The organism is Vibrio sp. L3-7 (assembly GCF_963898195.1).
Taxonomy (GTDB): Bacteria; Pseudomonadota; Gammaproteobacteria; order Enterobacterales; family Vibrionaceae; genus Vibrio; species Vibrio echinoideorum.
The window spans coordinates 22365-35865 of sequence record NZ_CAWQUW010000003.1 but is presented as its reverse complement, the minus strand read 5'-3'; the positions used below and the strand labels follow the sequence as shown (position 1 = coordinate 35865).

Sequence of the window (13501 nt, the reverse complement as noted above, 5' to 3'; positions counted from 1 at the left end):
CAATTCTTTGTTTCTTATCTGTTTTTCTTCGAAGTGAGCATCCAAAGAAGTGACGTTCTCATTAAGCAGCACAATAAGTTCGTGCTTCTTTCTGTTCACGGGAGACAAGATAAAGAAATGTTAACGTTTGGTATATCTAGTAATTTTGAAATTAACGTTAAGAAAAACTAAACGTTAATTTTAGGTGTGTTCCTTTGCGGGAAAAAAGTGCAGAAAGGGGGAGCTATAAGAACGAAGTGGATATCAGAATTGAGGAAATAAAGAGGCTGTCGTATTAAGGAAAATAAAGAGTATCAAAAAGAACAAAGGGGATTGAAAGGGACAAATAAAAAGGTGCAAGCCTGTACTTACACCTTTAATCAAATCACTTGAAAATAGTGAGACTCTGGAAAAAGAGTTCACTCGCCAGAGAATACGCTATAAAAAACTACGCTTTTTGTTCGCCTTTCACATCAAAGTCCATCTTTTCAGCGCCAGTGAATACCTGGAAGCGTAAACCTTTCGCGCGAGCGATCGTGGTAATACCGAACTTCTGCGCTAAATCTAAGCCCATTTGAGTGACACCAGAACGTGATAGCAGAACCGGAATACCCATCTGTGCGACCTTGATAACCATTTCTGACGTCAAACGACCTGTTGTATAGAAGATCTTGTCATCACCTGACTCTTTGTTAAGCCACATCTCACCAGCCAGTGTATCTACGGCGTTATGACGACCAACATCTTCAACAAACGATAGAACCTTGTCGTCTTTGCAAACTGCGCAGCCATGTACCGCACCGGCTTTCTTATAGGTATCGTTATAATGAGTCAACGCTTCTAGAGCCGTGTAGATTTCAGATTGCTTAATCTTGGTTTGAGGCACTTGGTAATCTTCCAATTGCTTCATCACGTTGCCAAACATGGTGCCTTGACCACATCCTGAAGTCACCGTCTTCTTCTTAAGTGCTTGCTCAAGTTGGCTCGTATCTTCTTTAGTGATGACAGCAGCGGAACTGGTTTCCCAATCGATGATGATAGATTCAACCGCTTCTGGATCTGAAAGGAAGCTTTGGTTCTTCAAATAACCCAACACTAGCGACTCTGGACGAGAACCCAACGTCATCAGCGTTACGATCTCTTTCCAGTTCAACATCACGGTAAGAGGGCGCTCGCAAGCAATCTGTTTTGTCAGCTTCTCACCATATTCATCAAACACTTCAACTTCGATTGTCTGAAGTGGATTTTCACTGGTTTTTATTATGTTTGGTTTTACCACAATCATTTCCTACTTAATGAGATAGCGATTTTATGAGATAAGAGTCAACAAGAGCCGTCACACGACTCTCGATAATAAATCCTTGGATGTCACTTAATCTTGGATATTACGTAAATCAGTCTTCGCTTTGTTCCAATTCGCCTGAGCTCTAACTCAAATCAGCTTTGACTCAGTATTTAGCAATTCTCATTCCAAAATAACGGGTATTGGCGAAAACATGAAGTATTCCCTTAAAATAGCGTAAATTATGCGATATCACCGTCATAGGTTCTCTATATTTGAGCTAATCAACTAACGTAAAGGGAGTTAGTACAAATACAAAGAGATAGCGAAACCCCAATGCAGAACAGAATAGAGAATTAGCCGTTTGTTTTTGGCGTGGTTATTGCTTTGTATGAGCTATATGAATTAGCTAAGACCAAAATGTCCCAAACTCTTTCAGAACAAATTAAATCAGTTAGGTGAAGTATGTCTGAGACCAAAGAATCCGAAAAGAACTATGAAAAAACAGAAGCAACTTGGCCGATAGGTGTAAACAGATTAGAGAAAGAAATTTCGACGGGCCGATGGGTGACGACTCAATGGGAATTAACTGGCTTTGAATTGACGCCTGGTATTGAGACTGCAGACGTATGTTTACTTCAATTACACAAAGATGAGCGTACAGACTACCGGTTCAACTTAAGTTCGCAGCAACCCAAGCTATTTTTGGTGATGGATAACGTTGATTCTGATGTTAGGCCTGTAATTCAACTCCTTACAGCCTCTCAAACGGTTGCTGGTCAATACATGGACGGAGATAACCAAGTGCTTTCTTACGACATACCACTCCCGGTACAAGCTTGGATGGAAGCCTTTATAGGCCGTCATGGTGAGTTGTTAGAAGCACGACGTAAGAAACGCAAAGGGGCGGGCAGATCAAATGGCAACTAATTTCTTTAGTCGTTGGTCACAACGTAAGCTCGATGAATCTACTGACGAGTCTCTGGAAACAGAACAAACGCTTGAGACAACTGAATCTTCTTCTGAGATTTCGTCAGCTCAGTCAAATGCACCCTCTGAGATAGAACAAGTTGATACTGAAGCTTCTACTGAAACGACGTTGTCATCAGAAGGCGCTGAAGAGGCGACTGATGTTCAAGATTTAGCGCCAGAAGCCACTGAAGAGCTTTCTGTGGCTCAATTATTAGTTTCAGAAGCATCAGAAAGCGTAAAAAAAGCGGCATTACGTAAATTATTCCTTTCGGAAGAGTTCAATGTTCGTGATGGCTTAGATGATTACGATGATGATTACAGCAATTTGAAGTCTCTTTCCGAAGGTGTCGCTGAAACCCTACGCGATTGGGTAAAAGATAAGACAGAAGAAGAAAACCCTGAAGAAGAAGCACAACTCACTGATAGTAATAATGAAAATCTTGAATCAGACACTTCTGAAGTAGAACTTGAATCTTCTGAAAGTACCGAAATCACGGAACAACAAGAACTACTGGATAAAAACACAGTTCCGGAGAGGTTTGATACTTTAACAACTGAAGAAGATCTAAAAGAGGTGGGACAAAATATACCACACAAAGAATAGGTACATTTTGACTAAACACTCAATGAGCCGCTTGCGACAAAATGTCCCAAGCGGTTTTTTTATTCTAAAATCAGATACGAAAACAATTTAAGTTATTGATAATAAACGCTTATTAAACTGGCATGGCATTTGCTAAATAACGTTCATTATCAACTTTTTTGTAGATAGCCTGAGTAAGATTGACTGAATGATGAATCGCTAACGAACTATTCATTGTTAATCGATTACTCAGCAAGTTCTCTAACGCTAACTACAATGAAGATTGAACAGATTATCCATGTCCATAGATGGAACTGAGCAATGCTTAAACAATTATTAGAACAAGCAACTTCAAACAACGCTAAAGCAAGGCTGTATGCGTTTGAAAATACAGTTGAGTTAACGAACCTTATTCCACCTACAGTGAGTTATGAAAGTGGGGGGAATACACTGATTATTGGTCCAACTGCGATCATAGAAAGTGCTGCGGCTCAATTGCCTCAGTTAACAAGCCTGACATTGCTTTCTACTGATGGTGGCCTTTCAACTAACGAAAAGGCAGGAACCAATAGCGAATCAGAACTTTATTACGCGAACGCTGTTCAAGTATCTGGTTTTCTGGGTACGTTCGAAGTCTTAATTGAAAGTAAAGGCTTAACAAACAACCTAGCTAAAATAGCGATCAATCATGATTGCTTCGATGTGGTCCTCGATCTGTGCCTAAACAGCTGTATGACGGAAGAAGTGCCAGTTCCGGGTTATTACCCAGTTGGTCGCGGCTATCCAAAACTGGCTGAAGCGTTAGAAGAGATTCCAACGTTGATGGGCACGTTTGATAAGCCTAAGTTCTTTCGTTTAGACACTGACCTATGTGCGCACAGTTCTCGTGGCGTAAAAGGGTGTGAGCGTTGTGTTGATGCTTGTCCTGCTGGCGCGCTATCGAGTGAAGGCTCAGATAGAACGGGTCACAAGATCGAGATTAACCCTTACCTATGTCAAGGCGTGGGAACGTGTGCAACAAGCTGCCCTACAGAAGCGATCACCTATGCGCTGCCTAATCCTGACGATACACAAAAATTCATCGAACGTACGCTAGCTAACTATGAACAAGCGGGCGGTCTTGATCCGATCGTACTTATCTGTAGCTCTCGTCATGAAACCTACAATGTGATGGCACTGAAAGCACTGCCAGATAACGTGATTCCGATTGTTGTTGAAGAGCTTCCATCTATTGGTATTGATACTTGGTTTGCAGCGCTTGTAAATGGCGCGACTCAGGTTCTATTTGCGGCTTCTCGCTTTATGCCAGAGACGATCATTCGTGTTCTGAATAACGAAGTAGGAATTGCACAAGAATTACTTGATCAAATCGGCGTTCCAAAAGAAACCATCGATATCCTGTATTTAGAGTCGCTACGTGAAGGGCCACCAACACTGTGCGTTGATTCTTTCGACCTAGCACTTGGCGACCTTCAAGGTAACAAGCGTCAGCGTCTATTTACTGCTCTTGATGCGATGTCTTCATCTCGAATTCCAGTTGAGAACATTGTTGAGCTTCCTTCGAATGCACCATACGGCACGGTTTCGTGTGAAAGCAAAGATTGTACTTTATGTATGAGTTGTGTGGCTGTGTGTCCGACACGCGCTCTACATACCGACGGTGCATCTCCATCACTTAAGTTTGTAGAACAAGACTGTATTCAATGTGGTCTGTGTGAAAAGGCGTGTCCTGAGAATGTTCTCACTCTGACACCTCGTATGAATTGGGTGAAAGAAGAACGTCAACAAGCGGTTGTGATTCATGAAGAGAAAGCCGCGGAATGTTTGCGTTGTCATAAGCCATTCGCACCACAATCTATGATTGATATGTTGCAGAACAAGTTACGCGGTCACTCTCATTTTTCAGATGAAACTGCGATTAATCGTATTGCGATGTGTGAAGACTGTCGTGTGGTGGACATGTTCGACTCAATGGCTCAAAACCCATTGAATCAATTGAAATACTAGGAGTTGGCATTGGATACTAATTTAGGTCAAGCACAAGCGCCAAAACAAGCGCAAAACAATCAAGAACAAGAACAAACACTAAGAACTGAAATCTATTTGGTTCTTTCAGCATTGTTTCGCAGCGCACCCTCTGAAGAGGTGATTGATTTTCTAAAGACGCTAGATATTGAAGCATCTGAAAGTGCCATGCAAAAGGCTTGGATTGCCATTCAACAAGCTGCCACTGAATCGAACCGCGAAGCATTAGAAGACGAGTATCAAGATCTGTTCATTGGCATTGGCCGTGGAGAAATAGTTCCATTTGGTTCTTGGCATCGCACTGGCGCCATGATGGAAAAGCCATTAGCAGAAATTCGTCATGACCTAGAGCTTTTAGGCATTGAGCGTGATGATCAAGTGAAAGAGCCAGAAGATCATATCGCTGCGCTTTGTGAAGTCATGGCAATGTTAAGCAATGAAGAAGAAGCGCTACAACAAGCGGTTTTCAATAAGCATCTTGGCCCTTGGTTTAACTCTTTCACGCGTCAGCTTGAAGCAGCAGAAAGCGCCAACTTCTACAAATCAGCAGCCCAGCTGTGTGAAGCATTCTTAACGTTAGAACAAGTACGTTTTAGCGTGAATACAAAAAGCAGTAAGCACAAATTAAAGATTGATGTGAAAAACGTCACTGATTACGAGTAATCGAGCAGTACGCGATTATATCGATAGAGGGGCATTAAGCCTCCAAAAAGATCTACCGTAAGGTAAGGAAGCAATGATGAAAGATAATAAAGAAATAAATACAAGCCGTAGGGACTTACTCAAAGGCTTAACAACTGCAGCCGTTGCTGGTGCCGTTGTCGCTGGAACAACGAAAGTGGCAACTGCTTCAGAAACGGTTGAAATTTCGAAAGAAGACGTGAAGAAGACAGGCTATCGTGAAACGCAACATATTCGCGATTACTACGATACACTTTAGGAGATAACGGATGAAACTTGTCAAACGCTCCGATAGTGTGAGCAAAGAAACTAATCAGCTAGGTGTGTCTCGTCGCGCCTTCATGAAAAACACTTCATTAGCGGCTGGTGGCGCGGTAGTAGGCGCAAGTCTATTCGCACCGGGCATGATGAAGAAAGCACAGGCTAAATCAGTCGATCCAGAAGCGAAAACAGAAGTGAAACGTACTATCTGTTCTCACTGTTCTGTGGGTTGTGGTATTTACGCTGAAGTTCAAAACGGTGTTTGGACAGGTCAAGAGCCTGCATTCGATCACCCATTCAACGCTGGTGGACACTGTGCGAAAGGTGCAGCACTTCGTGAGCACGGCCACGGTGAACGTCGTCTTAAGTACCCAATGAAATTGGAAGGCGGTAAGTGGAAGAAGCTTTCTTGGGAACAAGCGATTGAAGAAATCGGTAACAAAGCGCTAGAACTTCGTAAAGAGTCTGGGCCTGATTCAGTTTACTTCTTGGGTAGTGCAAAACACAGTAATGAACAAGCTTATGCATTCCGTAAGATGGCGTCGCTTTGGGGTACCAACAACGTTGACCACCAAGCACGTATTTGTCACTCAACCACAGTAGCCGGTGTTGCGAACACTTGGGGTTACGGTGCAATGACAAACTCGTTCAATGACATGCACAACTGTAAATCGATGCTGTTCATTGGTTCAAACCCTGCAGAAGCTCACCCGGTTGCGATGCAACACATCCTGATCGCGAAAGAGAAGAACAACTGTAAGATCGTTGTTGCGGATCCTCGTCGTACGCGTACTGCTGCGAAATCTGATCACTATGTATCTCTTCGCCCAGGCTCAGATGTTGCGTTTATCTGGGGTGTGTTATGGCATGTCTTTGCTAACAAATGGGAAGACCAAGAATTCATCCGCCAACGTGTATTCGGCATGGACGAGATCCGTGAAGAAGTTGCAAAGTGGAGCCCAGCAGAAGTTGAGCGTGTAACCGGCGTTAGCGAAGAAGACGTTTACCACACAGCAAAACTGCTTTCTGAAAACCGTCCGGGTTGTATCGTTTGGTGTATGGGTGGTACTCAACACACTACTGGTAACAACAACACGCGTGCTTACTGTGTACTTGAGCTTGCTCTAGGTAACATTGGTAAATCAGGCGGTGGTGCAAACATTTTCCGTGGTCACGATAACGTACAAGGCGCAACTGACCTTGGCGTATTGTCTGACACGCTTCCAGGTTACTACGGTCTATCTGAAGGTTCTTGGCGCCACTGGTCTAAAGTTTGGGACATCGACTTTGACTGGGTAAAAGGGCGTTTCGACGACAACGCATACGGCGGTCAAAAACCAATGAATAGTGCAGGTATTCCTGTATCTCGTTGGGTTGATGGCGTGCTTGAAGATAAAGACAAGATTCGTCAACGCGAAAACATCCGTGCCATGTTCTACTGGGGTCACGCGGTGAACTCTCAGACTCGTGGTCCAGAGATGAAGAAGGCGATGCAGAAGCTGGATATGATGGTTATCGTTGACCCATACCCAACGGTCGCGGCAGTAATGAACGATCGTACCGACGGCGTTTACTTGCTTCCTGCAACCACTCAATTTGAAACCTACGGCAGTGTAACGGCATCAAACCGTTCTCTACAGTGGCGTGACAAAGTGGTTGATCCTCTGTTCGAATCTAAGCCTGACCACGAAATCATGTACCTTCTTTCTAAGAAGCTTGGTTTCTCTGATCAATTGTTCAAAAACATCCGTGTTGAGAACAACCAACCATTGATTGAAGACATCACTCGTGAATTCAACAAAGGTATGTGGACGATCGGTTACACAGGTCAAAGCCCAGAGCGTTTGAAAGAGCACCAACAAAATTGGCACACGTTCCACAAAACAACGCTTGCTGCAGAAGGTGGCCCTGTAAATGGCGAGACTTACGGTCTGCCTTGGCCATGTTGGGGCAACCCAGAAATGAAACACCCAGGTACGCATATCCTTTACGATACGTCTAAACCTGTCGCAGAGGGCGGCGGTAACTTCCGTACGCGTTTCGGTGTGGAATTTGAAGGTCAAAACCTATTGGCTGAAGACAGCTACTCGAAAGGCAGCGAAATCAAAGATGGTTACCCAGAATTCAGTGACAAACTGCTGAAACAACTGGGGTGGTGGGACGACCTAACAGCAGAAGAAAAAGCCTCTGCTGAAGGTAAAAACTGGAAGACTGACGTTTCTGGTGGCATTCAACGTGTTGCTATCAAGCATGGTTGTATTCCGTTTGGTAATGCGAAAGCGCGTGCGATTGTTTGGACATTCCCAGACCGAGTTCCACTGCACCGTGAACCACTTTACACACCACGTCGTGACCTAGTTGCTGACTACCCAACGTGGGATGATAAAGAAGCGATTTTCCGTGTTCCTACGCTTTACAAGTCGATTCAAGACCAAGACAAGTCTGGTGAATACCCGATTATTCTTACGTCTGGCCGTCTGGTTGAGTACGAAGGAGGTGGTGAAGAGACACGTTCTAATCCATGGCTAGCCGAACTTCAACAAGAGATGTTCGTTGAAGTGAACCCGAAAGACGCGAACGACATCGGTTTCAAAGATGGTGATGATGTTTGGGTTGAAGGTGCTGAGAAAGGTCGAATTAAGGTGAAAGCGATGGTGACTCGTCGTGTGAAACCTGGCCTAGCATTCCTACCATTCCACTTCGGTGGCAAGTTCCAAGGCGAAGATTTGCGTTCTAAGTATCCAGAAGGCACTGATCCTTACGTTATTGGTGAAGCTGCAAACACAGCAACCACATACGGTTACGACCCTGTCACGTTGATGCAGGAAACGAAAGTAACCCTTTGTAATATTCGTAAAGCGTAAGGAGTCTTAAAATGGCTAGAATGAAATTTCTTTGTGACACCAAACGTTGTATCGAATGTAACGGTTGTGTCACTGCATGTAAGAATGAAAATGATGATGCTCTTGAATGGGGTATTCAACGTCGCCGCGTTGTAACACTGAACGACGGTGAACCGGGTGAAAACTCTATTTCAGTAGCATGTATGCACTGTACTGATGCACCTTGTATGGCAGTTTGTCCAGCAGACTGTTTTGAACATACAGAAGACGGCATCGTACTTCACAATAAAGATCTATGTATCGGTTGTGGTTACTGCTTGTTTGCTTGTCCCTTTGGCGCACCTCAATTCCCTAAACAGGAAGCCTTTGGTGAGCGCGGTAAGATGGATAAATGTACCTTCTGTGCTGGCGGCCCAGAAACAGAGCCAGGTTCTGTTGAAGAGCGTCAGAAGTACGGTGCGAACCGTATTGCTGAAGGCAAGCTACCAATGTGTGCTTCGCTTTGTTCGACAAAAGCGCTGCTTGCAGGTGATGCTGAGCAAGTCTCTGATATCTTCCGTCAGCGTGTTGTAGAACGCGGTGCGAAAGGTGCCGGTTGGACAGACGGCAACGACCTTTCTTACGATGCGATGAAGAGCTAGTTAGGAGAGACATATGCTTACAATGTTTAAGCGTCTCTTCCTTGTTGTGCTGCCAATGTTGGCAGCACTAACAATGCTGTCTCCTTTGAGCCATGCATCTGAGACGAACTCATCACAAACTCAAGCGAGCTCCGCTGAAAGAGAAGTGACCCAACTTGCTGGTGCTGATTTTTGGCGACAAGTAAGAAATGGTGAGGAGGGTTACACCACATCACAATCTGCTGAGCACGGTGTGTTAATCAGTACTCCAGGTCAAACGTGGTACATATTGAAAGAAAAGTGGATGTCGCCAGCTGGTGCCGTCGCTATCTTTGGCAGTATTGCTTTCGTCACGCTAATGTACGTTGTGATTGGACCGCTGATGCTAAGCGCGCCAAGAACGGGTCGCAAGATCAAACGTTGGTCTCGATTGGATCGTGCGTTGCACTGGAGTATGGCATTTACCTTCTTAACGCTGGCTTTCAGTGGTTTGATGTTGGTTTACGGCAAACACTTCTTGAAACCATATATCCCAACCGATTTGTGGGGCTTCATCGTTATGTTAGCGAAGCAATACCACAACTACATAGGTCCGATTTTCTATGTTCTATTGATGGGTGTACTCATCAAGTGGTGGCGAAAGTCGATCTTCAAGATGGTGGATATCCAGTGGTTCATGAAACTAGGTGGTATGGTCGGGAAACATAAAGGTTCTCATCCATCGGCTGAATTCTCAAACGCGGGTGAAAAAGCGCTATTTTGGCTGTTGATTGTCATGGGTAGTGTTGCAGCGATCAGTGGCTTAGTGTTGGATTTCCCAATCTTTGGACAAACACGTCGTCATATGGAACTTTCAAACCTTGTTCATATGGTCGCCGCTCTTATCCTTATCTGTGGTTTCGTGTTCCATATCTATATCGGTTTGTTCGGTATGGAAGGTGCATTAGAAGGCATGGTGACAGGCGAAGTTGATGAAACTTGGGCAAAAGAACATCATGATCTTTGGTACAAAGAAGTGATGGCCCAAGAGGAAACAGGTAGTGAGCAAAACGCTAATCATGTTGATACAGACAAAGCTGTTGATAGTAAAGAGGTGAAGAATGAACAAACCTCATAAAGGTATTTGGGTCGCTTATATACTAAGTTGCTTTACGCCATTTACTTGTCTTCTCTCGGGTGTGATTGCCATCGTGTATGCGGGTTATCGTTTGGATAAAGGTGAAGATGGCGAAGTCGTTGATACTCATTATTATGGATTGATTCGTTCGTTCTTCTTAAACCTGACGTTCTTTGTAGTGCTCATCGTTACAGTGGCAACGTCTAACGGCGTGTTGATTGGCGTTAACGATTACTGGTATCAAAACCACTTTATTGATGAAATTGCTTACTACATTCCTTACGTAGGTATGTTGTTTGGTGGTGTCGCGATCGTGGTTTGGTTTATCCGTATGTATCAAGGTATGCAACGTTTAAGTCAGAATCTACCGCAGAACCCATCAACAGGACCAAACCTGTAATTGATGTAAATAAGCGGTTTGGATAAATGAACCACGCTTGGTTCGTTATCGAAGAAAGCAATTAACAATTAGTAATTGGTAATTGGTAATTAGTGATGAAAAGCAAAGCCCAGTGATCAATGTCACTGGGCTTTTTGTTTTGGGTTAACGCTTATCTAAAGTCACACAACGTTGCATGCTTCAATCTGGTGCAACCCCCTTAATTGGTGCAATGAATCTTAAGCTTTCCGCTAAATTTGAGAACCAATAAAGTGCACCAAAATAATTAATTAATAATAATCAGAAACTTAAAGTCAAACTCTATTGCACGAAATTTACACCGACGAGTTGGAACATATCTTGCATTGACTGTTGAGTCTTTAATTAATTGCAGCATCAATTCGCACGAATCTAGTGCAATTGAGACGAAGCTAAGGGAGAAAGCTTTAATGAGTCAAACGGTTACCCAAGTTCATAGCGCAGTAGAGAGCTTGACGCAGAGTTCAGACACTCTATTTCTATTATTAGGCGCCATCATGGTCTTCTTAATGCACGCAGGCTTTGCATTTTTGGAAGTAGGTACAGTAAGAAAGAAAAACCAAGTGAACGCGCTGGTTAAGATCCTCTCGGATTTCGGCGTTTCTGCTATTGCTTATTTCTTTATCGGTTATTGGGTCGCTTACGGCGCACATTTCTTTGCTGACGCAGAGACGTTATCGCAAGGCAATGGGTATGAGTTGGTTAAGTTCTTTTTCTTAATGACGTTTGCAGCCGCCATTCCTGCCATTGTTTCTGGTGGTATTGCAGAGCGTGCTCGTTTCTATCCAATCCTTATCGCCACTTTATTTACGGTTGGTTTCGTTTACCCCTTCTTCGAAGGCATCATCTGGAACGGCAACTTTGGTTTCCAAGCGTGGCTTGAGGCTCAGTTTGGTTATGGCTTTCATGATTTCGCGGGGTCTGTTGTGGTTCACGGTGTAGGAGGTTGGATTGCTTTGGTCGCGGTTTACTTCTTAGGTATGCGTAAAGGCCGTATTCGTGCAGGTAAACACACTAACTTCGCACCATCTAACATCCCATTCTTAGCACTAGGTTCTTGGATCTTATGTGTGGGTTGGTTTGGTTTTAACGTGATGTCTGCTCAAGCAATCAATGGCATCAGTGGCTTAGTTGCGATGAATTCATTAATGGCGATGGTTGGCGGTATTCTTGCAGCTCTAGTCGCAGGTAAAAATGACCCAGGCTTTATTCACAATGGTCCTTTGGCAGGTTTAGTCGCAATTTGTGCAGGTTCAGATCTAATGCACCCACTTGGCGCTTTGGTTACAGGGGGCGTGGCAGGCGCGCTGTTTGTTTACCTATTTACTTACCTGCAAAACAAAACACAGATCGATGATGTACTCGGTGTGTGGCCTCTGCACGGCGTGTGTGGCGCTTGGGGTGGCATTGCGGCAGGTATCTTCGGCCAGCAAGCATTCTGGGGGCTTGGGGGCGTGAGCTTTGCGTCTCAGGTTGTAGGTACATTAGCGGGTATCGCTGTTGCACTGATTGGCGCTTTGATTGTTTACGGCGTTCTTAGCAAAGTGACAGGCCTACGCTTGAGTGAAGAAGATGAATTCAACGGCGCGGATCTTTCAATTCATAAGATCTCGTCGATCAACGAAGACTAGTCGATTAGTCGTTTTAGCAATCAGTCAATTCAACAGGCAATCATTTGAAAAGAAGTCGCGTCAACGGTTTGAACGACTTTGCCTGAAAAACATTTGATTCATATACATTGGTTTAATAAACAATAATAAGCGGCTTCGGTCGCTTTTTTTGTGCCTGCTCAATCTTAATCCGCCGATATCGAGCGAGTTATGTCACAAATAACCAATGAATTCAGTTGGCTAAGACTATGGTCTAATCCCTAAAACTATTGTTGGAATTTGAACAGTGCTAAGCTGTTACAAAGTGACATATTGAAAAGGACGTTGTATGCATTTCCCATATCAAAATATCGTAATTCTTACTGGCGCCGGCATCTCTGCGGAGTCAGGAATACAAACATTCCGAGCACAAGACGGATTATGGGAAAACCATAAAATCGAAGACGTCGCGACACCAGAGGGGTTTGAGAAAGATCCAGATTTGGTGCAAGCATTCTACAACAAACGTCGTCATGGCTTACAAAGTGAAAGTATCCTTCCTAATTCTGCCCACAAGGCGCTAGGAGAGCTTGAAGCCAAACTAGATGGCAAAGTGACTGTCATTACTCAAAATATCGACAACCTGCACGAGAGAGGCGGGAGTAACAATATTATTCACATGCATGGCGAACTTCTTAAGGCGCGCTGCAGTGAGTCAAATCAAGTGCTTGAGCATAAAGATGATATCCATACCGGAGAGCTTTGTCATTGCTGCCAAATCCCAGCGCAAATGCGGCCACATATTGTTTGGTTCGGCGAAATGCCGTTACGAATGGGTGACATTTATTCAGCGTTAGAAGAAGCTGATTTGTTTATCTCTATCGGCACGTCAGGTGTGGTTTATCCAGCGGCAGGTTTTGTTCATGATGCTAAAATGCATGGCGCACATACGATTGAAATCAATCTAGAACCCAGTGCGGTTGAGAGTGAATTTGAAGAAAAGCGCTATGGAAAAGCGAGTATCGAGGTACCGAAGCTCGTCGGAGAGTTATTGTGTACTGAGAAAGGGTCTTTAACGGCCTAGCCAGCCAGTGATTAGAGAAAACGCATCAGTTTCTGAATCTGAATCTG

The 13501-nt window shown here is 44.0% G+C and carries 12 protein-coding genes; 11 read left to right on the top strand and 1 reads right to left on the bottom strand.

Annotated elements, in window-relative coordinates:
* Nucleotides 1-427: 427 nt before the first annotated feature.
* The gene (gene fdhD / locus AACW75_RS03550; RefSeq protein WP_029224805.1) at nt 428-1258 is read right to left on the bottom strand and encodes a formate dehydrogenase accessory sulfurtransferase FdhD; all 831 of its coding nucleotides are present in this window, start codon (nt 1256-1258) and stop codon (nt 428-430) included.
* 468 nt (nt 1259-1726) lie between these two features.
* Here fdhD and AACW75_RS03545 point away from each other — a divergent pair, with 468 nt between their 5' ends.
* The 11 genes from AACW75_RS03545 (at nt 1727) to cobB (ending at nt 13454) form a co-directional block, all read left to right on the top strand.
* Nucleotides 1727-2191, top strand: a complete 465-nt coding sequence (locus AACW75_RS03545) for a DUF3305 domain-containing protein (protein ID WP_102553731.1) — start codon at nt 1727-1729, stop codon at nt 2189-2191.
* Nucleotides 2181-2837 carry a DUF3306 domain-containing protein gene (locus tag AACW75_RS03540; protein WP_102553732.1) on the top strand — a complete coding sequence of 219 codons (657 nt, stop codon included), beginning with the start codon at nt 2181-2183 and terminating at the stop codon, nt 2835-2837. Before AACW75_RS03545 ends, AACW75_RS03540 begins: the two co-directional genes overlap by 11 nt.
* Nucleotides 2838-3137: 300 nt before the next feature.
* Nucleotides 3138-4823 (top strand): 4Fe-4S dicluster domain-containing protein, encoded by a 1686-nt coding sequence (locus AACW75_RS03535; protein WP_135458205.1) that lies wholly within the window; start codon nt 3138-3140, stop codon nt 4821-4823.
* Nucleotides 4824-4826: 3 nt separating this feature from the next.
* Nucleotides 4827-5504, top strand: a complete 678-nt coding sequence (locus tag AACW75_RS03530) for a TorD/DmsD family molecular chaperone (protein ID WP_445329510.1) — start codon at nt 4827-4829, stop codon at nt 5502-5504.
* Nucleotides 5505-5580: 76 nt separating this feature from the next.
* Nucleotides 5581-5781 carry a twin-arginine translocation signal domain-containing protein gene (locus AACW75_RS03525; protein ID WP_029224806.1) on the top strand — a complete coding sequence of 67 codons (201 nt, stop codon included), beginning with the start codon at nt 5581-5583 and terminating at the stop codon, nt 5779-5781.
* A gap of 10 nt (nt 5782-5791) precedes the next feature.
* Nucleotides 5792-8647 (top strand): formate dehydrogenase subunit alpha, encoded by a 2856-nt coding sequence (locus AACW75_RS03520; protein WP_017073272.1) that lies wholly within the window; start codon nt 5792-5794, stop codon nt 8645-8647.
* An 11-nt stretch (nt 8648-8658) separates the two neighbouring features.
* The gene (gene fdh3B, locus AACW75_RS03515) at nt 8659-9267 is read left to right on the top strand and encodes a formate dehydrogenase FDH3 subunit beta (RefSeq protein WP_010440854.1); all 609 of its coding nucleotides are present in this window, start codon (nt 8659-8661) and stop codon (nt 9265-9267) included.
* A 13-nt stretch (nt 9268-9280) separates the two neighbouring features.
* Nucleotides 9281-10363: a formate dehydrogenase subunit gamma gene (locus tag AACW75_RS03510; RefSeq protein WP_135458210.1), complete on the top strand. Its 1083-nt coding sequence runs from the start codon at nt 9281-9283 to the stop codon at nt 10361-10363.
* Nucleotides 10347-10763, top strand: a complete 417-nt coding sequence (locus AACW75_RS03505; RefSeq protein WP_102553737.1) for a hypothetical protein — start codon at nt 10347-10349, stop codon at nt 10761-10763. Before AACW75_RS03510 ends, AACW75_RS03505 begins: the two co-directional genes overlap by 17 nt.
* 428 nt (nt 10764-11191) lie before the next feature.
* A complete protein-coding gene (locus AACW75_RS03500; RefSeq protein WP_135458212.1) occupies nt 11192-12412 on the top strand; it encodes an ammonium transporter in 1221 nt (406 codons plus the stop codon).
* Between the two features lie 307 nt (nt 12413-12719).
* A complete protein-coding gene (gene cobB / locus AACW75_RS03495; protein ID WP_017074303.1) occupies nt 12720-13454 on the top strand; it encodes a Sir2 family NAD+-dependent deacetylase in 735 nt (244 codons plus the stop codon).
* Nucleotides 13455-13501: the final 47 nt, after the last annotated feature.